The 20,445-nt window shown below is 64.1% G+C and carries 24 protein-coding genes; 14 read left to right on the top strand and 10 right to left on the bottom strand.

Going from position 1 to position 20,445, the window contains the following annotated elements; genetic code table 11:
* Nucleotides 1–15: 15 nt before the first annotated feature.
* The 3 genes from CLU90_RS12430 to flgA form a co-directional block, all read right to left on the bottom strand.
* Nucleotides 16–483 carry a flagella synthesis protein FlgN gene (locus tag CLU90_RS12430; RefSeq protein WP_100428057.1) on the bottom strand — a complete coding sequence of 156 codons (468 nt, stop codon included), beginning with the start codon at nt 481–483 and terminating at the stop codon, nt 16–18.
* A gap of 8 nt (nt 484–491) precedes the next feature.
* Complete coding sequence (flgM, locus tag CLU90_RS12425) at nt 492–800, bottom strand: flagellar biosynthesis anti-sigma factor FlgM (RefSeq protein WP_034787161.1); 309 nt, start codon at nt 798–800, stop codon at nt 492–494.
* Between the two features lie 111 nt (nt 801–911).
* The gene (gene flgA / locus CLU90_RS12420) at nt 912–1,607 is read right to left on the bottom strand and encodes a flagellar basal body P-ring formation chaperone FlgA (protein ID WP_100428056.1); all 696 of its coding nucleotides are present in this window, start codon (nt 1,605–1,607) and stop codon (nt 912–914) included.
* A gap of 191 nt (nt 1,608–1,798) precedes the next feature.
* Between flgA and flgB the strand changes: the two genes are divergently transcribed.
* The 13 genes from flgB to CLU90_RS12355 all read left to right on the top strand — a co-directional run bounded on the left by flgB (nt 1,799) and on the right by CLU90_RS12355 (nt 14,692).
* Nucleotides 1,799–2,251, top strand: coding sequence for a flagellar basal body rod protein FlgB (gene flgB, locus CLU90_RS12415; protein ID WP_100428055.1), 453 nt, complete (start codon nt 1,799–1,801; stop codon nt 2,249–2,251).
* 2 nt (nt 2,252–2,253) lie between these two features.
* Nucleotides 2,254–2,655 (top strand): flagellar basal body rod protein FlgC, encoded by a 402-nt coding sequence (flgC, locus tag CLU90_RS12410; protein ID WP_092795705.1) that lies wholly within the window; start codon nt 2,254–2,256, stop codon nt 2,653–2,655.
* A gap of 15 nt (nt 2,656–2,670) precedes the next feature.
* Nucleotides 2,671–3,369, top strand: a complete 699-nt coding sequence (locus CLU90_RS12405) for a flagellar hook assembly protein FlgD (protein ID WP_092711067.1) — start codon at nt 2,671–2,673, stop codon at nt 3,367–3,369.
* A gap of 54 nt (nt 3,370–3,423) precedes the next feature.
* A complete protein-coding gene (locus CLU90_RS12400; protein WP_092711064.1) occupies nt 3,424–4,971 on the top strand; it encodes a flagellar hook protein FlgE in 1,548 nt (515 codons plus the stop codon).
* Nucleotides 4,972–5,070: 99 nt separating this feature from the next.
* A complete protein-coding gene (locus CLU90_RS12395) occupies nt 5,071–5,814 on the top strand; it encodes a flagellar basal body rod protein FlgF (protein ID WP_092711061.1) in 744 nt (247 codons plus the stop codon).
* A gap of 72 nt (nt 5,815–5,886) precedes the next feature.
* Complete coding sequence (flgG, locus tag CLU90_RS12390) at nt 5,887–6,669, top strand: flagellar basal-body rod protein FlgG (RefSeq protein ID WP_092711059.1); 783 nt, start codon at nt 5,887–5,889, stop codon at nt 6,667–6,669.
* A 50-nt stretch (nt 6,670–6,719) separates the two neighbouring features.
* The gene (locus CLU90_RS12385) at nt 6,720–7,370 is read left to right on the top strand and encodes a flagellar basal body L-ring protein FlgH (RefSeq protein WP_092711056.1); all 651 of its coding nucleotides are present in this window, start codon (nt 6,720–6,722) and stop codon (nt 7,368–7,370) included.
* Between the two features lie 2 nt (nt 7,371–7,372).
* On the top strand, nt 7,373–8,488 hold the full coding sequence (locus CLU90_RS12380; protein WP_092711053.1) for a flagellar basal body P-ring protein FlgI: 1,116 nt from the start codon (nt 7,373–7,375) through the stop codon (nt 8,486–8,488).
* 10 nt (nt 8,489–8,498) lie between these two features.
* The gene (flgJ, locus tag CLU90_RS12375; RefSeq protein WP_092711050.1) at nt 8,499–9,419 is read left to right on the top strand and encodes a flagellar assembly peptidoglycan hydrolase FlgJ; all 921 of its coding nucleotides are present in this window, start codon (nt 8,499–8,501) and stop codon (nt 9,417–9,419) included.
* Between the two features lie 88 nt (nt 9,420–9,507).
* The gene (flgK, locus tag CLU90_RS12370) at nt 9,508–11,475 is read left to right on the top strand and encodes a flagellar hook-associated protein FlgK (protein WP_092711047.1); all 1,968 of its coding nucleotides are present in this window, start codon (nt 9,508–9,510) and stop codon (nt 11,473–11,475) included.
* Nucleotides 11,476–11,527: 52 nt separating this feature from the next.
* Nucleotides 11,528–12,769: a flagellar hook-associated protein FlgL gene (gene flgL / locus CLU90_RS12365; protein ID WP_175539221.1), complete on the top strand. Its 1,242-nt coding sequence runs from the start codon at nt 11,528–11,530 to the stop codon at nt 12,767–12,769.
* Between the two features lie 168 nt (nt 12,770–12,937).
* Nucleotides 12,938–13,381, top strand: coding sequence for a MarR family winged helix-turn-helix transcriptional regulator (locus CLU90_RS12360; protein WP_092711041.1), 444 nt, complete (start codon nt 12,938–12,940; stop codon nt 13,379–13,381).
* A gap of 51 nt (nt 13,382–13,432) precedes the next feature.
* Nucleotides 13,433–14,692 carry an MFS transporter gene (locus CLU90_RS12355; RefSeq protein ID WP_100428054.1) on the top strand — a complete coding sequence of 420 codons (1,260 nt, stop codon included), beginning with the start codon at nt 13,433–13,435 and terminating at the stop codon, nt 14,690–14,692.
* A 9-nt stretch (nt 14,693–14,701) separates the two neighbouring features.
* Here the strand turns inward: CLU90_RS12355 and CLU90_RS12350 are convergent, their stop codons facing one another.
* Entirely contained in the window at nt 14,702–15,598 is an 897-nt protein-coding gene (locus tag CLU90_RS12350; RefSeq protein WP_100428053.1) for a LysR family transcriptional regulator ArgP, read from the bottom strand.
* Nucleotides 15,599–15,671: 73 nt separating this feature from the next.
* Between CLU90_RS12350 and CLU90_RS12345 the strand changes: the two genes are divergently transcribed.
* Entirely contained in the window at nt 15,672–16,319 is a 648-nt protein-coding gene (locus CLU90_RS12345; RefSeq protein ID WP_100428052.1) for a LysE/ArgO family amino acid transporter, read from the top strand.
* A gap of 6 nt (nt 16,320–16,325) precedes the next feature.
* Here the strand turns inward: CLU90_RS12345 and fliR are convergent, their stop codons facing one another.
* From fliR to fliM, 6 genes are all read right to left on the bottom strand, one after another.
* Nucleotides 16,326–17,186 (bottom strand): flagellar biosynthetic protein FliR, encoded by an 861-nt coding sequence (gene fliR / locus CLU90_RS12340; RefSeq protein ID WP_092711028.1) that lies wholly within the window; start codon nt 17,184–17,186, stop codon nt 16,326–16,328.
* A gap of 16 nt (nt 17,187–17,202) precedes the next feature.
* Nucleotides 17,203–17,472, bottom strand: a complete 270-nt coding sequence (gene fliQ / locus CLU90_RS12335) for a flagellar biosynthesis protein FliQ (RefSeq protein ID WP_034754044.1) — start codon at nt 17,470–17,472, stop codon at nt 17,203–17,205.
* Nucleotides 17,473–17,481: 9 nt separating this feature from the next.
* Nucleotides 17,482–18,240 (bottom strand): flagellar type III secretion system pore protein FliP, encoded by a 759-nt coding sequence (gene fliP, locus CLU90_RS12330; RefSeq protein ID WP_442906742.1) that lies wholly within the window; start codon nt 18,238–18,240, stop codon nt 17,482–17,484.
* A gap of 7 nt (nt 18,241–18,247) precedes the next feature.
* Nucleotides 18,248–18,850 carry a flagellar biosynthetic protein FliO gene (gene fliO, locus CLU90_RS12325; RefSeq protein ID WP_100428050.1) on the bottom strand — a complete coding sequence of 201 codons (603 nt, stop codon included), beginning with the start codon at nt 18,848–18,850 and terminating at the stop codon, nt 18,248–18,250.
* Entirely contained in the window at nt 18,847–19,281 is a 435-nt protein-coding gene (gene fliN / locus CLU90_RS12320) for a flagellar motor switch protein FliN (RefSeq protein ID WP_034754038.1), read from the bottom strand. The genes fliO and fliN overlap by 4 nt, the downstream gene beginning before the upstream one ends.
* Nucleotides 19,282–19,457: 176 nt before the next feature.
* Nucleotides 19,458–20,444, bottom strand: a complete 987-nt coding sequence (fliM, locus tag CLU90_RS12315) for a flagellar motor switch protein FliM (RefSeq protein ID WP_034754035.1) — start codon at nt 20,442–20,444, stop codon at nt 19,458–19,460.
* Nucleotide 20,445 lies beyond the last annotated feature (1 nt).

Genomic DNA, 20,445 nt, shown 5'->3' with positions numbered 1-20,445 from the left:
ACGTCGAGTGAGAACTTAGCCGATCACGACGCGACGGCTGGCCGTGTTCGTCATCGGTTGGCCGCTGGGGCCGTAGAAATTGCCGCTTTGGGCCGTGGGGCGCATGGCGTTCAGGGCGCCTTGCGTGTGCAGCATGTGCTTGTTGACCAGCAGGCTGTTGAGCCGGTTCTGCTCCTTCGCTTCGCGCGTCGTCTCGAGCAGGGCTTTCCAGAGCGGCGCCGCTTCCGCTTCGCTGGCGCCGACCATCCAGTCTTCCATGCCCGCTTCGGCGGCCATAAAACCCGCTGCCGCCAGTGCCTGGTGGCGTTGCGCCGCCAGCTGGCTCAATTGTCCGACCAGTGCCGTCTTGCGCGCCGTGAGCTCCGTGATTGCATCGATGTCAGCGGCAACCAGATGCCGCTGTTCTTCTTTCATCAATGCCAGCAATGTGGTCATGAGCTGTTGCTCGTCGCGCAGGCTGGAAAACGGAGTCACTGATTGCATGAGGGAACCTATCTATTTCGTGAGTGCAGCAAGTCCTTGACCGTGTCGAGGAGACCGTCCGCCACTTTTTCTGAGTTGACCTGGAACTGGCCGTCGGCGATCGCCAGCTTGATGCGTTCGACTTTTTTCGTGTCGAACACGGCGCCGCTGCCGGCAGTTGCACTGGCCGCCAATGCCTGTCCTTGCGGCGACAGGCGTACATTGTCCGACGTCGTCGGTGTTGCCTGGGCTTTCTCGGCATTCCGGGCGCCCGAGGTACTCGCGGGCGCCACCGGCAGGCCGGGATTGCTTTTAATGGTGTTATCGGTAATTTTCACAGCGTGATCCTCGTCTGGTCGAAGTCAAAAAACTCCGGGATATGTGTCATTATCGGCACCTTCTTCCGAAACTTTAGTGCGCCGGACCACAATATCGCTGTCCATTCGAGTTTAAAAAGCGACCTCCACCATGCCGCCAGCCCGCGCCACGCCGCTGATCTGCTGGCCGCTCTGCGTGCGTACCTGTACCGTCTGGCCATCGCCGGCGCTGCCGATGGCGCGTCCTTCTGATGCCACCTGGAAACCGTTTCCACTGGAAACAACACGCACCAGCTGTCCCTGCATCACCACCGGCTTGCGGCGCAGGGTGTCGAGGCGCATAGGCGTGCCTGGCGGCAAGGAAATATTCGTGCTGGCGCCCACGACCTGGGCAATGTCCGTGGCGATGCCTGCCGGCAATGCGGCCAAGTCGCCCTGCATCGTCACCAGCTGGCTGGCGTCGATGGCTTGTCCCTGCGCCAGCGGCACGGCGCTGGCGACGTAGTCGCCGACGACGGCCACGTTCGCTTGCAAATAGATAGTCCAGTTGCTGGGCGCCGTGCAGCGCACGCCGACGGTGGTCTTGCCCCAGGCGCGGGCGCCCGGTGCCATGAACGCTTGCGGCGCGGGGCAGGCGGCCAGGTTCAGGCGCGGATCGACGGCACCGACGGTGACCGTCACCTTGCCCGGTAAACCATTGCTTTGCACCTGCAGGAACTGTTCCACGCTGTTGCGCAGCGCTTCCGGCGTTTGCCGGCCGGCGTTTTGCGCCTGGGCCAGCAGTGGCAGGGCGGCAAGAGCGAAGAGGGAAGCAAGCGGTGTTTTCATGGTGATAGGCCTCTGGAATAGTGCCATGATAGTGCGCGCCGCGCCGTTCGAAGCGCCGATTAAGGGGTAAAAGTACGGTCTGATCCGGCGATGGTCTTGCTGGTGGGCGCCGTACTATGTTTCCTGTCATCACTATACCGCCATCCTTCCGCCATCTCGGGCGCCAGTGGCAGATCTTTCCGGAGCCTGACATGATAGGGAAACTCGACGATTACATGCGCTTCAACGAGGCGGCGCTGAGCCTGCGCTCGACGCGCCAGGAATTGCTCGCCTCGAACATCGCCAATGCCGACACGCCCAACTACAAGGCGCGCGACGTCGATTTCGCCGCCGCCCTGAAGGGCGCGATGGCGCGCAAGGACGGCGTGCCGCCAGCCCTGAAGGGCACGGCGCCGCAGCATATGCCGGGCAAGGGCGTGGCCGCAGCTGCGGGCGCGACCGGTGGCGGCAAGGTCGAGACCCTGGCCGACGGCACGCCGCTGCTGTACCGCGCGCCGGCCCAGGGCGCCGTCGATGGCAATACGGTCGACATGGACCTCGAGCGCAACGCCTTTGCCGACAACGCCATCCGCTACGAGGCGGCCGTGACGTTCCTCAACTCGCAGATCAAGGGCATGCTGACGGCCATCCAGGGAGGACAATAATCATGTCGCTGTTTAATATCTTCAATGTGTCCGGTTCGGCCATGAGCGCCCAGGCGCAGCGCCTGAACACGGTGGCCAGCAACCTGGCCAATGCCGACAGCGCCACCAGCGCCACGGGCGAAGCCTACCGCGCCAAGCAGGTGGTGTTCGAGGCCGTGCCCATGGCCAACGGCGCCACGGCCGTCAAGGTGCAGAAGGTGATCGAGGATCCGTCGCCGATGAAGCTGGTCTACGACCCGAAGAATCCGCTCGCCGACGAGAAGGGCTACGTCACCATGCCCAACGTCAACACGGTCGACGAGATGGTCAACATGCTGTCGGCTTCGCGTTCCTACCAGACCAACGTGGAAACCATGAACGCGGCCAAGTCGCTGCTCCTGAAAACCCTCTCCATCGGCCAATAAGGCTGACTGATCATTATGGCAACCATCGATACCAGCACCGCCAAAGTCACCGACCTGATGGCGACGATGAATCCGAAGAAGACGACGGCCGCGAAAGGCAGCGTCGAGGAAGAAACGAATAAATTCCTGACCCTGCTGGTGACCCAGCTACAAAACCAGGATCCGATGAACCCGCTGGACAATGCACAGCTGACCAGCCAGCTGGCCCAGCTGTCCACGGTGACGGGCGTCAACAAGCTCAATACCACGCTGGAAACGCTCAAGACCAGTTACCAGCAGGCCGAATCCATGCAGGCGGCCAATATCATCGGCCACGGCGTGCTCACGGCAGGCAAGAACATCACCTTGAGCAAGAGCGCGGCCCTGCTGGGCGTCGACCTGGCGACGCCGGTCGACAGCGTCAAGGTCATCATCTACAACAGCACGGGCAAGGAAGTCCATTCCATCGACCTGGGACCGCAGGATGCGGGTACCTTGCCGCTGGGCTGGAACGGTTCCACGGCCGAGCTTGACAAGGACGGCAAAAACATCGTGCTGCCTGACGGCGCCTACACGTTTTCCGTGGAAGCCAAGCGGGGCGGCGCCAAGCTGACCGATGCGGCGGCGCTGATGTTCGGTTCGGTCGCCAGCGTGTCGACGGGCGCCGGCGGCGTGAAATTGAACGTGCCTGGCGTGGGCAGCATCACCATGGCCGATGTGAAGCAGATTTTGTAAGCCGCTCATTTGTAGCGTAGACCCTCTACCCCTATTTTCTACCAGGAGAACACAATGTCTTTCCAACAAGGCCTGAGCGGCTTGAACGGTGCCGCCAAATCGCTGGACGTCATCGGCAACAATATCGCCAACTCGGCCACCGTGGGTTTCAAGCAATCGCAGGCGCAGTTCGCCGACATCTATGCCAACTCGCTGTATGGCGTGGGCGGCAACCAGCCGGGCATCGGCGTATCCGTGTCGCAAGTGGCGCAGCTGTTCAACCAGGGTAACCTGGAAAGTTCGTCCAATCCGCTCGACATCGCCATCAACGGCGGCGGTTTCTTCCGCACCAGCGTGAACGGCGCCATCCAGTATTCGCGCAATGGCCAGTTCCAGGTCGACAAGAGCGGCTTCATCATCAATGCGCAGAAAGCCCAGCTGACCGGCTATCCGGCCGACGCGAACGGCAAGATCCTGGCCGGCGCCACCGTGCCGCTGCAGATCGACCCGGCCGACATGGCGCCGCAGGCGACCACCAAGGTCGATACCCAGGTCAACCTCGATTCCAACTCGGCCATGCCGACCGTGGTGCCGTTTACCGTGGGCGAGCAAAAATCGTGGACCAAGCAATTCCCCGTGCCCGTTTACGATTCGCTGGGCAACTCGCACACCATGTCCAACTTCTACGTCAAGACGGGCACCAATACCTGGGACGTCTACACGGCCACTGACGGCAAGGAAATTACCAGCGCGAAAGTAGTGGCCGCGGCGCAAACCGATGCCGCGTCGCTGGCCGCACGCGCCGCCTACCAGGCCGCCGTCACGGCCGTGCCGCTGGTGCCGGCCAATATCACGGCCGCCGCCGTTGCCTACGGCAATGCGGCCGGTGCCGCCATACGCACCGCCGCGGCGGCGGCTGGCGCCAGCCCCGCCCAGCTGGCCGCCATCAGCGCCACCTATGGCAGCGCCGTGCCGGACGGCGTCAATTCCAGTCTGACGCCAGACCAGATCGATGGCAGGATCTCCGCTGTGACGGAAGTGCCCGCCGTGCGGTCCGCGTCGCTGGTATTCAACAGCGTCGGCAGCCTGGACAAGGCCGCCATGCTGGCCCTGACGCCGCCGCAAACCTTGCCGGTGACGGTCAACCTGCCCGTCTTCCCCGCCACGGGCGCGAACGCGAACCTGGCGATCAAGGTCGACTTCACCAATTCGACGCAGCTCAGTTCCTCCACCAGCGAAAAGCGCACCGTGGCCGATGGCTACGCGGCCGGCCAGCTGGACCGTTTCGTCGTGGGCAGCGATGGCGTGATCCAGGGGCAGTACAACAATGGCAAGACGCGCGACCTGGGCCAGGTGGTGCTGACCAAGTTTTCCAATCCGAATGGCCTCGAACCGCTGGGCAACAATGCCTGGGCGGAAAGCTCGACCTCGGGCAGCCCGATGACGGGTGAGCCGAGCTCGGGCGGCCTGGGCGACTTGCGGGCCTCGGCCGTGGAAGTGTCGAACGTGGACTTGACGGCTGAACTGGTCAACATGATCACGGCCCAGCGCGCCTACCAGGCGAATGCGCAGACCATCAAGACGCAGGACTCGGTCCTGCAGACTTTGGTTAACCTGCGTTAATGGTACCGGGGGCAGTCACTTCGTGACCGGAATGTGCCGCATTGCGGCGCATTCCCCCGCCGGGTCTGACCCCAGCTTTCGTTTTGCACGGAGAAACACATGGACCGTCTCATCTACACCGCCGGCTCGGGCGCCAAGCACATCCTGGACAAGCAGGCGACCACGGCGAACAACCTGGCGAATGCCACCAGCACGGGTTTCCGCGCCCAGCTTGACTCGTTCCGCGCCGTGCCCGTGGTGGCCGACGGCATGATGCCGACGCGCGCCTTTGTCGTCGATTCGACGGTCGGTTCCGATTTCACGCAAGGCCCCATGCAGCACACGGGCCGCGCGCTCGACGTGGCCGTGGAAAACGGGGGCTGGATCGCCGTGCAGTCGGCCGACGGTTCCGAAGCCTACACGCGCAACGGCGCCTTGAAGCTCAATGAAAACGGCATGCTGCAAACGCAGTCGGGCCTGATGGTGCAGGGCGATACGGGCCCCATGGCCATTCCGCCCGGCGTGACGGTATCCATCGCCAGCGACGGCACCGTGGGCACGATTTCCACGGACGTGCCGCCGGGGCCATCGACGGTGCTGGGACGCATCAAGCTGGTCAACCCGCCCGAGCAGCAACTGGTGCGCGGCGACGACGGTCTCTTCCGCCTGAAGGACGGCACGGTGGCCCAGGCCGACCAGGCCGTCAAGCTGACCACCGGTGCACTGGAAGGCAGCAATGTCAGCCCCGTCGACTCCATGGTCAGCATGATCGCCCTGGCGCGCCAGTTCGAAACGCAAATGAGTTTATTGAAGAATGCCGAGAATAACGCGGCGAAAGCTACCCAGATCCTCGCTTTGAATTGATGGGGACCACCGCATAATGCTTGCATAGAAATAGTCTACAGGGCTGGTTAGCGCTGTTATTGGAGAAAAAACATGATTCGTTCCCTTTGGATAGCCAAGACCGGCCTGGAAGCGCAGCAGACGCAGATGGACGTGATCTCCAATAATCTGGCCAACGTCAGCACGACGGGCTTCAAGAAGTCGCGCGCCGTGTTTGAAGACTTGCTGTATCAAAATGTGCGCCAGCCTGGCGCGCAATCGTCGCAGCAGACCCAGCTGCCATCGGGCTTGCAGATCGGCACGGGCGTACGCACCGTGGCTACCGAGCGCATCCATACCCAGGGCAATCCCCAGGCGTCGGGCAATTCGCGCGACGTGATGGTCAACGGCACCGGTTTCTTCCAGGTGCTGCTGCCGGACGGCGCCACCGCCTACACGCGCGACGGCTCGTTCCAGACGGACAGCAACGGCCAGCTCGTCACTTCCGAAGGCTTCGTCATCCAGCCCGCCATCACCGTGCCGACCAATGCGCTGAGCCTGACCGTGGCGCGCGACGGCACCGTTTCCGTCACCTTGCCCGACACCGTGGCGCCATCGCAGATCGGCTCGCTGCAGCTGACCACCTTCGTCAATCCGGCCGGCCTCGAGTCGAAGGGCGAAAACCTGTACATGGAAACGGGCGCCTCGGGCGTGGCGCAGACCAACACCCCGGGCACCAACGGCGCCGGCGTGCTGATGCAGGGCTATATCGAAACGTCGAACGTCAACGTGGCCGAGGAAATGGTCAACATGATCCAGACGCAGCGCGCCTACGAGATCAACAGCAAGGCCATCACCACGTCCGATCAAATGCTGCAGAAATTGTCGCAACTTTAATTTTCATAGTCGTCATGCCATCCGCTGCCGGATGGCAGCGGAGGTTCGCCATGCAATACCCCATCATCGCTTTGTTCTCTGCAGTCCTGCTGTCCGGCTGCGCCATCACGCCCACGTCCATCGTGCAATATCCGACCACCACGCGCGCGCCGATGCCGGAACCCGTGGTCGTCAACAATGGCTCCATCTACCAGCCGTCGACCTACCGCCCCGCCTTCGAAGACCGCCGCGCGCGCCACGTGGGCGACACCATGACGATCGCCATCACCGAGCGCACGAATGCCGTCAAGGCGGGCGCCAGTTCCGGCAACAAGTCGGGCAGCGTGGGCTTTTCCACGCCCGGCATCGCCCAGGGCCGCTTCGGCGCCACCGTGGCGGCGAATGGCGCGACGAAATTTGCCGATGGTGACAACCAGTCCGCCAGCAACACCTTTTCCGGCGTGATCGGCGTGACGGTGATTGAAGTGCTGCCGAACGGCAACCTGATCGTCGCCGGCGAAAAACAGATCGCCATGAACAAGGGCACGGAATTCATCCGCTTCTCGGGCATGGTCAATCCGGACACCATCGGCACGGGCAACGTCGTGCCATCGACCCAGGTGGCCGACGCGCGCGTCGAGTACCGCACCAACAGCCAGATCGACCGCGCCGAAATGGCCTCGATGGCGTCGCGCTTCTTCCTCAGCCTGCTGCCGTTCTGACCATGGCGACCGTGACCTTTCCCCGCTTGCTGGCCCTGTGCGGCCTGGCACTCTCCCTGCTCGCGCCCGTGGCGCAAGCCGAGCGCATCAAGGACCTGGCCAGCATCGCCGGCGTGCGCCAGAATCAGCTGATGGGCTATGGCCTCGTCGTCGGCCTCGACGGCAGCGGCGACCAGACCACGCAAACGCCATTTACCATCCAGAGCGTGGCGGCCATGCTGCAGCAGCAGGGCATCAATTTGCCGCAAGGCACGAGTTTGCAGCTGAAAAATGTGGCCGCCGTGATGGTGACGACGGCCTTGCCCGCGTTTGCCCAGCCGGGCCAGCTGCTCGACGTGACGGTGTCGTCGATGGGCAATGCGAAAAGCTTGCGTGGCGGCACTTTATTGATGACCCCATTGAAGGGTGCCGACGGCCAGGTGTACGGCATGGCGCAGGGCAACGTGCTCGTCGGCGGCGTGGGCGCGCAGGCGGCCGGCAGCTCGGTCGTCATCAATCACCTGAGCGTGGGACGCATCTCGGGCGGCGCGACCGTCGAGCGCAGCGTGCCTTCGGCGCTGGGCGCCAACAACACGATTCGCCTGGAATTGAACGCCACCGATTTTGCCACCGCCAGCCGCGTGGTCGACGCCATCAACAGCCGCTACGGCGCCGGCACGGCCGCCGCGCTCGATGGGCGCGTGATCCAGGTGCAGTCGCCGGGCGGCAGCGACCAGCGCGTGTCCTTCCTGGGCCAGCTGGAAAGCATCGAAGTCAATCCGGCCCGCCTGGCGGCCAAGGTCATCATGAACGCGCGCACCGGCTCCGTCGTGATGAACCAGTCCGTGACCCTGGAAACGTGCGCCATTTCGCACGGCAACCTGTCCGTCACCATCAATGTCGAGCCGCAGGTAAGCCAGCCGCCGCCATTGTCGGGCGGACGCACGGTGGTTACGCAGACGGCGCAGATCGATATCAAGAAGGAACCGGGCAAGGTCATGCTGGTCAAGGGTGGCGCTTCGCTGTCCGACGTGGTGAAAGCCTTGAACGCCATCGGCGCCTCGCCGCAAGACTTGCTGGCCATCCTGCAGGCGATGAAGGCGGCCGGTTCGCTGCGCGCCGAACTTGAAATCATTTGATGGGCTTGCCATGATCAGCCAAACCGACCTCAGCAATACCGCCGCCTATGACGTCAAGGGCATGGATGGCTTGCGCCAGTCCGCCAAGGCGAAGGACCCCGCCGCCCTGAAAGAGGCGGCCACGCAATTCGAAGCCATGTTCATCAACATGATGATGAAAAGCATGCGCGAAGCCACGCCGCAGGACGGCATCATGGATAGCCAGCAAAGCAAGATGTACACCTCGATGCTGGACCAGCAGACCAGCCAGAACCTGGCCAAGCGGGGCACGGGCCTGGCGGACATGCTGATCCGCCAGTTGTCGTCGTCGAACCAGGCGCTGGCCGCCGATGGCGCCGAAGCGCCGTCGCCCCGTTCCTCCAGCATGGCGCAGGCGCTGGCCGCGTTCCGCCAGCAGCAGGGCGCCCTGACGGATGGCGCAGGCGGCGCCACCGTCAAGACGCTGAGCGACAAGGCCAACGCCACGCAGGCGCCGCACGTGCGCGCCTTCCAGGAAAAGCTGGGCGTGCATGCGGAAGAAGCGAGCCGCGCGACGGGCATCCCGGCCAAGTTCATGCTGGGCCAGGCGGCGCTGGAAACGGGCTGGGGCAAGCGCGAAATCATCGCCCGCGACGGCAGCAGCAGCCACAACCTGTTCGGCATCAAGGCCTCCAGCGACTGGAAGGGCAAGGTGACGGAAGCCGTCACCACGGAATACGTGAATGGCAAGGCGCAGCGCAAGGTGGAAAAGTTCCGTGCCTACGACAGCTATGCGGACAGCTTCAAGGATTATGCGCAGTTAATTACCAACAACAAGCGCTACGAAAAAGTCCTGGCCAGCGCGGGCGACGCCAGCACGTTCGCCCATGGCCTGCAGAAGGCCGGCTACGCGACGGACCCGAATTACGCTGCCAAATTGACAAAAATTATCAAGAATTCGCTGGTCGGCTAATCCCCCGCCTGTCCCTTGTGCAGGCCGCGCGCTTCAAGTTTTCGCCGCGGCTGCCGTAAATACATTTGACGGTAACCAATAAGACACCATGACTTCGAATCTCCTCAGCATCGGTAAGAGCGGTTTGCTTGCAGCGCAGGTGGGCCTGTCGACGACCGGGCATAACATCACCAATGCGAATGTACCGGGCTACAATCGCCAGACGGTGCTGCAGCAGACTTCGCAGTCCAACTTTGCCGGCTATGGCTTCGTCGGCACGGGCACGGAAGTGTCGCAGATCAAGCGCCAGTACGACAGCTTCATGGCCACCCAGGTCAATGCCGCGCAAAGCGCGACCAGCGCCCTCGATACGTATTACACGCAGATCAGCCAGATCGACAACCTGCTGGCCGATCCCACGGCGGGCCTGTCGCCCGCCATGCAGGATTTCTTCAAGGGCGTGCAGGATTTCAGCGCCAATCCCTCGTCGGTCGCGTCGCGCCAGGCGCTGCTGTCGAGCGCCGGCTCGCTCGCTTCGCGTTTCCAGGGCCTGAGCGCGCGCCTAACGGAGATCGGCGACGGCGTCAATTCGCAGATCACGTCGAACGTGACGGTCATCAATACCTACGCCAAGCAGTTGGCCGACCTGAACAAATCGATTTCCCAGTTGTCGGTCGACGCCAGCAACCAGCCCAACGATCTGCTGGACCAGCGCGACCAGCTGATCACGGAATTGAACAAATACGTCAAGGCGACGGTGCAGCCCGCCGCCAACAATACCGTCACCATTTCCATCGGCGCGGGCCAGCCCCTGGTGGTGGCGGACCGCAGCTTCGAGCTGGCGGCCACGCCTTCGCGCACGGACCCGAACCGCATCGAGGTGGGCTATGTCACGGGCAGTACCGTCACCGTGCTGCCGGACAGTTCCCTGACCGGCGGCTCGCTGGGCGGCCTGCTGGAATTTCGCAGCGGCACCCTGGACAACGTCCAGAACTCGCTGGGCAAGGTGGCCATCGCGCTGGCCAGCACCTTCAACGACCAGCACAAATTGGGCCAGGATTTGAATGGCGCCATGGGCGGCGACTTCTTCAAGATACCCGACCCCGTGATCGGCGCCGACCGCGGCAACAACACCAGCAGCACCACCGTGCTGTCGGCCAAGGTCAGCGATCCGACCAAGCTGACGGCCAGCGATTACAGCCTGAAATACGACGGCAGCAACTATGTGGTGACGCGCGAATCCGACGGTACCCACACCATCATCAATCCGTATCCGCAAACGGGGCCGCAAACCATCGACGGCGTCGATTTCTCGATCTCGGGCACGGCCGCCCAGGGCGACAATTACGTCATCCGGCCGACGGCGAATGGCGCGGCCGGCCTGAACGTGCTGATCACCGACCGCAACAAGATCGCCGCCGCGGCGCCCATCGCCACGTCGGCGCCCGTCGCCAATACGGGTTCTGGCAAGCTCAGCGCCGGCTCCGTCGACAAGGCTTACCTGGCCCCGGGCAATGCCCTGGCAGGTCCCGTGACCTTGACGTACGACAAGGCGACCACCTCGCTGACGGGCTTCCCCGCAGGCCAGGCGGTGACGGTCAAGGGCTTGAATGGCGCCACCACGACCTATCCGGCCGGCACGGCCAACATCCCCTACACGGAAGGCGACAGCTTCAGCTTCGGCGGCATCAACGTCAGCATGACGGGTGCGCCGGCGCAGGGCGATACCTTCAGCATCAAGCCCAATACGGGCGGCGTGGGCGACAACCGCAATGCGGCGCTGCTGGCGGGCTTGCAGACGAAGAATATCCTCGATGGCGGCAATACCACGTTCCAGGGTTCGTATGCGCAAACCGTCAGCTTCGTGGGCAACAAGACGCGCGAAGTGCAGGTCAGCGGCCTGGCCAGCCTGGCCCTGCTGCAGCAGGTTAGCACCCAGCAGCAGGCCGTTTCCGGCGTCAACCTCGACGAAGAGGCCGCCAACCTGCTGCGTTACCAGCAGTCCTACCAGGCGTGCGGCAAGGTCATGCAGATCGCCAGCACCCTGTTCGACGTGGTGATCGGCCTGGGACGTTAATCAATTTTTTGCCGCGGCGCAGCGCGCGGCGGCTTTCTGGAAGGGCAGCATCATGCGCATCAGCACACGAATGATTTATGACCAGGGCAGCTCGCAGCTCAATACGCTGCAGGGCGCCTTGAACCGCACGCAGATGCAACTGTCGTCCAACCGCCGCAACCTGACGCCGGCCGACGATCCGATCGCCTCGGCGCGCGCGCTCGAAGTGACGCAGTCGCAATCGATCAATACCCAGTTCGTGACGAACCGTTCGAACGCGAAGAATTTCCTGTCGCAGGAAGAGCTGGCGCTGGCCAGCACCACGTCGCTGATCGCCGACGTCAAGGACCTGGTCGTCAAGGCCGGCAATCCTTCCCTGAAGGACGTCGATCGCGATACCCTGGCCAGGGAACTGGAAGGCCGGCTGACGGACTTGCTGGGCATCGCGAATACGGCCGACGGCGCGGGCGGCTACCTGTTTTCCGGCTATAAATCCACGACCCAGCCATTCAGCCAGACGCCGACGGGCGCCAGTTACGTGGGCGACCAGGGCCAGCGCGAACTGCAGGTCGGTTCGGCGCGCTACCTGGCCACCAGCGATTCCGGCGCCGCCGTGTTTGAAAACAACCTGACGGGCAACGGCAAGTTCACCACGGCCGCCGCCACCGCCAACTTCACGCGCGGCGGCTCGGGCGTGGTCTCGGGCGGCACGGTGACGGACCCGTCGGCATTGACGGGGCACAAGTATTCGATCGACTTCAAGGTCACGGGCACGGGGACGGACGCCGTCACCACCTATACCGTCACCGACGCCACCCTGGGCCAGACGGTGCCGAACCCCGCCGTGCCCGTTCCCTACAAGGCGGGCGACGCCATCACCTTCGACGGCCAGCAAGTGAGCATCACGGGCAAGCCGGCCGACCAGGACAGCTTCACCCTGGAGCCGAGCGCCAAGGAATCGCTGTTTACCACCGTGAAAAACCTGATCGGCGTGCTGCGCCAGCCAGGCAGCGGCGATGCGGGCCAGGCGCGCCTGACGAACGGCTTGAATGCCGCCCATAATATCCTCGACACGGCCTACGACAACGTGCTGTCCGTGCGCGCGGAAGTGGGCGCCCGCATGAAGGAACTCGATTACCTCGACAGTGCCGGCGACGACCTCGACATCCAGTACGCCACCACCCTGTCCGACCTGCAAGACCTGGACATGGTCAAAGCCATTTCCACCTTCAGCCAGCAGCAGGTGACCCTGCAGGCGGCGCAGAAATCGTTCACCTCGATCTCGGGTTTGTCGCTGTTCAATTACATCAGCTAAGCCGTCATTTCAGCACGACGGCCAGCCGGGCCGGGGCAGGGAGTGCATCTCCCGCCCCGGCTTTTTTGCGTCCGCAATCTGGTCACTTGGATAATATGTACAGGCAAACTGTGCAGTCTAACTGGCTATCTGTTATAGTGGAGCCCGTTGATCCACCACACGGCTACCATGAGCACCCCGCAAGAAGACCACGAACAAGTGCTGCAACTGGCCGGAGAATTACGCATCCTGATCGGCAAATTGCGCCGCCGCCTGCGCGAGGAAGCGCACCTTGGCGACGTCAGCATGTCGCAGGCATCCGTCCTGAGCCGTCTCGAGCGCGACGGCCCCGCCACGGCCAGCAGCCTGGCCCGCGCCGAAGGCATGCGGCCCCAGTCGATGGCCGCCACCGTGCAAGCCTTGACGGAAGCGCGGATGGTGACGGGCGCGCCCGATCCGGCTGACGGCCGGCAAACCATCCTGACCCTGACGGACAGCTGCCGCGCCTGGATCGCGGCCAGCCGCGCCGCGCGCGAAGACTGGCTGGCGCGCACCATCGAAACCCGGCTCGCGCCGGCCGAAGTCACCGAACTGGAAAGGGCGGTGGCGCTACTCAACCGTTTGGCGCAATGAGCTCGTCATTGCTACCCTGAAACCCAAGGCAAGGAGGCCTTACCCCCGCAGATGAACAACACATTCCGTTCGCTACGCAATCCCAATTACCGTATCTGGGCCGGCGGCGCCCTCGTGTCGAATGTCGGCACCTGGATGCAGCGCACGGCGCAGGATTGGCTGGTGCTCAGTGAGTTGACGCAGCACAATGCCAGCGCCGTCGGCATCGTCATGGCCTTGCAATTCGGCCCGCAACTGCTGTTGCTGCCCCTGACGGGCATGGCGGCCGACTTGCTCGACCGGCGCAAACTGCTGCTGTGCACGCAGGCGGCCATGGGATTGCTGGCGCTGGGCCTGGGCTTGCTCTGTATTAGCGGGCTCGTGCAACTGTGGCACGTGTATGTGTTTGCCCTCCTGCTCGGCTGCGTGACGGCCTTCGATTCGCCCGTGCGCCAGACGTTTGTCTCCGAAATCGTCGCCGAGGAAGACCTGACCAATGCCGTGGCGCTCAATTCCACCTCGTTCAACGCGGCCCGCATGCTGGGCCCGGCCGTGGCCGGCTTGCTCATCAGCAGCGTCGGCAGCGGCTGGGTCTTCATCATCAACGCCGTCTCGTTTGCCGCCGTGATCGGTTCGCTGTTGCTGCTGCGCGTGGAATTGCTTCGCCGCGCGCCGCGCCTGAAGGCCACGCGCGCCAGCCTGGGCGAGGGTTTCCGCTACGTGCGCCAGCGGCCCGACCTGATGGCCATCCTGCTGATGCTGTTCCTGATCGGCACCTTCGGCTTGAACTTCCCGATTTTCCTCTCGACCATGTCCGTGACGGCCTTCCATGCGGGCGCCGGCCAGTATGGCGTGCTCAGCTCGATCATGGCTTGCGGTTCCGTGGCCGGCGCCCTGCTGGCGGCGGGACGCGGCCAGCCCACCCTGGCCTTGTTGCTGGGGGCGGCAGCGCTGTTCGGCCTGGCGTGCGCGCTGGCCGCCGTGATGCCCAATTACTGGCTGTTCGGCATGATGCTGGTGGTCATCGGCATTGCCGCGCAAACCTTTACCACCAGCGTCAACAGCAGCGTGCAACTGTCGACGGCGCCCGCCATGCGGGGCCGCGTGATGGCCATCGTGCTGGCCATCTCGGCGGGCGGCACGCCGCTGGGCGCGCCCATCGTGGGCTGGGTGGCAGACACCTTCGGCCCGCGCTGGGCGCTGGGCATCGGCGCTTTGTCGGGCCTGGCGGCGGCCCTCGTCGGCGTGCGCTACCTGGTCAGGCATCACCAGTTGCGCTTGAACGTCGACCTGCGGCGCTGGCGCTTCGCACTCAGCAGCGACCAGCGCTGACGCCAGCTGTCAGAGCGGCAGTAGATCCGTGCGGGCGGCGGCCAGGATGGCGGCGCTCAAGCCGTCGAGCAGGCTCGAGGCGGCGCGCGCCGTATGCCAGTGCAGGGACACGTCCAGCGGCGTGCCGGGCAGCAGTTCGACCAGGCTGCCACTGTCGAGATGGGACTGGATCAGCGTCTGCGGATGCAAGCCCCAGCCCATGCCGGCCAGCGCGGCCGTGACGAAGGCGTGCGACGAGGGCAGGGCGTGGCGTGGCAGTTCCACGTGGCGGTGGCACAGGCGCCGCACCCAGCGCGCCTGCAGCTCGTCCTTGGCATTGAAGACGAGGCTGGGCGCCAGCGCCAGGCTGGCGGCGCCCACGCCATGGGAAAAATGCCGCAGCATGAAGGCGGGACTGGCGGCCGCCAGGTAGCGCATGGCGCCCAGCGGACGGCTGTTGCAACCCGAGGCGGGCCGGGCCGTGGCGCTGACGGCCGCCAGCACGGCGCCGCTGCGCAGCCACTCGGCCGTATGGTCCTGGTCGTCGACGGCCACTTGCAGCAGCACCGGATGCGCGGCCGCGAAGGCGGCGATGGCGGGCGCCAGCCAGGTGGCCAGGCTGTCGGCGTTCACGGCGACGGGCACGCTGGCGCGCGACATGCCCTGCGCTGCCAGCGCCGGCAAGGTGCCCTGCAAATCCTGTTCCAGCAATTGCACCTGGTCCACGTGCTGGCACAGGCGCCGGCCCGTTTCCGTCGCGCGGCAGGGCTGGTCGCGTATCACCAGCGCGCAGCCGACGCGCTCTTCCAGCAGGCGGATGCGCTGCGAAATGGCCGATGGCGTCACGTGCAAGGCGCGCGCCGCGCGCTCGAAACTGCCTTCGCGGATGACGGCGGCCAGTGCGGCGAGGGCGGCATAATCGAGCATGAATGAAGTTTTTCTTAACTGACTGTAGAAAAGGTAGTTTGCCTTCATTCCATGCGGCTGGCAAGATCGTTGCATGACACTCTCGACCGCCACCACACCACTGGTTTTTTCCGTCTTTGCGCAGGGCCTGACCCTGGGCCTGGGACTCATCGTTGCCATCGGTTCGCAAAATGCCTTTGTCTTGCGGCAAGGCTTGCGCCGCGACCACGTGGGCGCCATCGTGCTGTTCTGTGCCCTGGCGGACGCGGCGCTGATTGCCGCCGGCGTCCTGGGCATGTCCCGGGCGCTGGGGCAGCGTCCCATGCTGGCCAGCGCGCTGGCGCTGGGCGGCGCCATTTTCCTGGCCGTCTACGGTTGGCAAGCCCTGCGGCGCGCGCGCCGTCCCCAGCAGCTGCACGCTGCCGAGGGCGGTGCCGGCCTCGGCCTGGCTGCCATCCTGGCGCAGGCGGCCGCCTTTACCTTGCTCAATCCCCATGTCTATCTGGATACGGTATTGCTGGTGGGAAGCATCGGCGCCCAGCAGCCGGGCGCGCTGCGCGCCTGGTTTATCGCGGGCGCCAGCGCGGCCAGCCTGCTGTGGTTTGCCTCGCTCGGCTATGGCGCGCGCTGGCTGGCGCCGTGGTTTGCGCGGCCCCGGGCCTGGCAAGTGCTCGATGGCTTGATCGGCGTGACCATGTTCGTACTGTCGGCGCTGCTGCTGCGCCATGCGCTGGGCCGATAGCCCTGATCAGCGCGCGGCAGGCAGCGGCGCCGGTGGCGCCGGGCGCAAGGGATTCGGCGGCGCCGGCGGCGGTGGCCGGTCGCGCGTGGCAAAGCCGCGCGGCAGCAAACGCGCCGTTTCTATGCCGCGCAGGAACATGTTCTGGAAGGGCGTGGCCAGGTAGGGCAGGACCATGCCGATCACCAGCAAGCCTACGCCCAGGGTGACGGGAAAACCGATACCGAAAATGTTCAGCTGCGGCGCGGCCCGCGTCAATATGCCCAGGGCCACGTTGGTCAGCAGCAGGGCGGCGATGATGGGCAGCGAGATTTGCAGGCCGGAACGGAAGATTTCTCCGCCCCAGGCCGCCAATTGCTGGAAGCCGCCGCCGTTGATGGGGCTGGCCGAAATGGGCAGGCTGACAAAGCTTTCCGCCAGCGCCGCCAGCAAGACCAGGTGGCCGTTGACGGTCAAAAACATCAAGGTGGCCAGCATGACGAGGAACTGGCTGATGGCCGACGACCTGCCCTTGGTTTGCGGGTCGAAGAACGAGGCAAAGCCCAGGCCCATGGTCAGACTGCTGAGTTCGCCCGCCATTTCGATGGCGGAAAACACGATGCGGATGGAAAAACCCATGGCCAGGCCCACCAGCATCTCTTGCGTGAGGATCAGCAAGCCGGGCAGGGACATCGGGTTGACGGCAGGCAAGGCCGGCACGGTGGGGGCGATGATCATGGCCAGCAGCGCGCCCAGGCTCACTTTGACGGTGGCCGGCACGGCCGCGTTGCCGAACAGTGGCGCGGCCGCGATCAGGCCGAGGATGCGGCTAAGCGGCCACAGCAATGCTGCGATCCACGTGTTCAGTTCGATGCTGGACAGGGTCAGCATGGCAGCAATCGCGGCACTAGCCCACCAGGTTCGGGATGCCCGTAAATACCTGGCGCATGTAGTCGAGCATGACGGACAGCATCCACGGGCCGGCCACGACGATGGCGACAAAGATGCCGACGAGCTTGGGGATGAAGGACAGGGTCGCCTCGTTGATCTGCGTGGCCGCCTGGAAGATACTGACGATCAAGCCGATGATGAGGGCGACGAGCAGCATGGGCGCGGCCACCATCAGGGTGATTTCCATCGCATGGCGGCCCAGGGTCATGACGCTTTCGGGTGTCATCTGCTTCCCCTAGTAAAAACTCTGAGACAGCGAGCCCAGCAGCAATTGCCAGCCATCGACGAGCACGAACAGCATCAGCTTGAACGGCAGCGAGATCGTCGCGGGCGACATCATCATCATCCCCATCGACATCAGCACGCTGGCGACCACCATGTCGATGATCAAAAACGGGATGAAGATGGCAAAGCCGATCTGGAAGGCCGTCTTCAGTTCACTGGTGACGAAGGCGGGCACGAGGATGCGCAGCGGCACGTCTTCCGGGCCTTGCAGGGCGGGCGAGCGCGACATCTTGGCGAACAGGGCCAGGTCGGCCTGGCGCGTCTGCTTGAGCATGAAGGTTTTCAGGGGATCGACGCCCTTGTCCATCGCCTGCTGCATGGTGATCTTGTTTTCCTGGTAGGGCAGATACGCATCCGTATAGATCTTGTCGAACACGGGGCCCATGACGAACAGGGTCAAAAACAGGGCCAGGCCCACCAGCACCTGGTTCGGCGGCGCCGATTGCGTGCCGATGGCCTGGCGCAGCAGGGACAGCACGATGATGATGCGCGTAAAGCAGGTCATCATCAAGAGGGCCGCCGGCAAAAAGGTGAGCGACGTCATCAGGATGAGCGTCTGCACCGGCAGCGAATAATTCTGGCCGCCGCCCGGCGCCGGCGTGCTGGTAAATGCCGGGATGCCCGGCTCGGCCAGCGCCCACAGCGGCAAGGCCAGGGCGGCGGCCGCCAGCAGCCACGTCAGGGGAGTCTTCAAGGTGGACCACGCCATCTGCTGCTTATTTCCCATTGCGTTTTTCGATGGTCTGTTTCAGCCACTCGGAAAAATTGGCGGCCGCGGGGCCGTTTTGCGCCGTGGCCAGCTGCGGCAGATCGCCTTCCTGGCGCGGCATGGTGGCCAGCGCATTGATCCTGCCGGGCGAGGCGCCGACGACGATCCACTGGTCGGCCACTTCGACGAGGACGATGCGTTCGCGCCCGCCCAGGTTGAGCGAGCTGACGACGCGCATCTTGTTGTTGCCGCCCATGACCTTGGGGCCATAGCGTTTCATGAACCAGGCCAGGCCGATCAACAGGGCCAGCACGAACATCAGCGCGAAGATGGTTTGCAGCAGGCTGCCGGCCGAGCTTGCCGGCGCCATCGTCGCCGGCGCACCGGGCGGCATGGCGGGCAGGGCGGCGGCCGGCGAGCTTGCAGGTGAGGCAGCCGGCGATGCGGCAGGCAGCGCTGCGGCGGCTGGTGGTGTCTCGCTTGCCATGGCGACGGAAGCGCTGGCGGCGCTAGCCGCCGCTGGCGCGGACGCGGCCGGCGCTTCAGCCAGGGCAATGCTGCATGCCGCCATGAGCGGCAGCACGGTGGAAATCAACAGGCCAGGCTTCATTTATTCAATTTTCGGATGCGTTCGGAAGGCGTGATGATGTCGGTCAGGCGGATGCCGAACTTGTCATTGACCACCACCACTTCGCCCTGGGCGATCAGGCAGCCGTTGACCAGCACGTCCATCGGTTCGCCGGCCAGGCCGTCGAGCTCGACCACGGAACCCTGCGCCAGCTGCAGCAGGTTCTTGATGGCGATCTTGGTGCGGCCCAGTTCGACCGTCAGCTGCACGGGAATATCGAGGATGAAATCGATATCGTTGTGCGTTTCCGACTTCGACGCCTGCTTGGAAAAGTCCTTGAACACGGCGGCGCTGGCCGCGCTGGCCGTATTGGCCGCCTGGTTCTGCAGCGCTTCGGCTTCCGCCTTGGCCTGCTCGGCAATGGCCGCGCCCCAATCGTCTTCCGCGCTTTGGTCGTCTTGGTTGTCAGACATGTGTTTCTCCTGTTGTACAGAGTTGGCCGCCGAGCGGCCAGTGTATATATTAATTGTAACGCCTGGCAAAACCGTAGCGAGCGGCAGTGATTTGTGGCTAAGAAGCGCAACCGTGCTGGAGCACGGTGAGCATCGCAGGCCGCAAAGCGCGACGCGCAGTAGGTTTGGTCAGGTGTTTAGTGGTTGTTCATGTTATCGGCATTAGCGAGGAGTTTCTCCACCTTCAATGCATATTGTCCGTTCAACACGCCGTACGTGCAATCCATCACGGGCACGCCGTCGACGGTGGCGGCGATCAGCTCGGGAATATTCAGGGGGATGATGTCGCCCACCTTCATGTTCAGGATTTCATCGAACGACACGCGCGCCGTGCCCAGCGACGCCACCAGTTCGACTTCGGCGATCTGGATCTGCTGCGTCATCAGGCGGATCCAGCGCTTGTCCACTTCCAGCGCCTCGCCCTGCAGGCTTGAGGTCAGCGAATCGCGGATAGGCTCGATCATCGAATACGGCATGCAGAAGTGGATTTGTCCGGAAACGGAGCCCAGTTCCACCGTAAAGGTGGACGCTACGACCACCTCGTTCGGCGTGGCGATATTGGCGAACTGCGTGTTCATTTCTGAACGGATATATTCGAACTCGACGGGGAAGACCGGTTCCCACGACTTGGTATAGGCTTCGAAGACGATGTCGAGGATGCGCAGGATGATGCGCTGCTCCGTCTGCGTAAAGTCGCGCCCTTCGACGCGCGTATGGAAGCGTCCGTCGCCGCCGAACAGGTTGTCGACCAGCAGGAAGACGAGGCCCGGATCGAAGACCATCAGGGCCGTGCCGCGCAGCGGCTTCATGTGCACCAGGTTCAGATTGGTCGGCACGACCAGGTTGCGGATGAACTCGCTGTATTTCGACACGCGCACGGAACCGACCGACACTTCGGCGCTGCGGCGCAGGAAGTTGAACAGGCCCACGCGCAGCAGCCGGGCGAAACGCTCGTTGATAATTTCCAGCGTTGGCATCCGGCCGCGCACGATGCGCTCCTGGGTTGCCAGGTTGTAGGTACGAACTCCCGTGACGTCTTCCGGCGCCTGCGCGTCGTCCTGGTCTCCGTTGACGCCCTTCAGAAGGGCATCGACTTCTTCCTGGGAGAGGAAATTATCGGCCATG

It is taken from the genome of Janthinobacterium sp. 67, from assembly GCF_002797895.1.
GTDB lineage: Bacteria > Pseudomonadota > Gammaproteobacteria > Burkholderiales > Burkholderiaceae_D > Janthinobacterium.
Note: the sequence above shows the minus strand (reverse complement) of the source record. Positions and strands in the feature narration are given on the sequence as shown.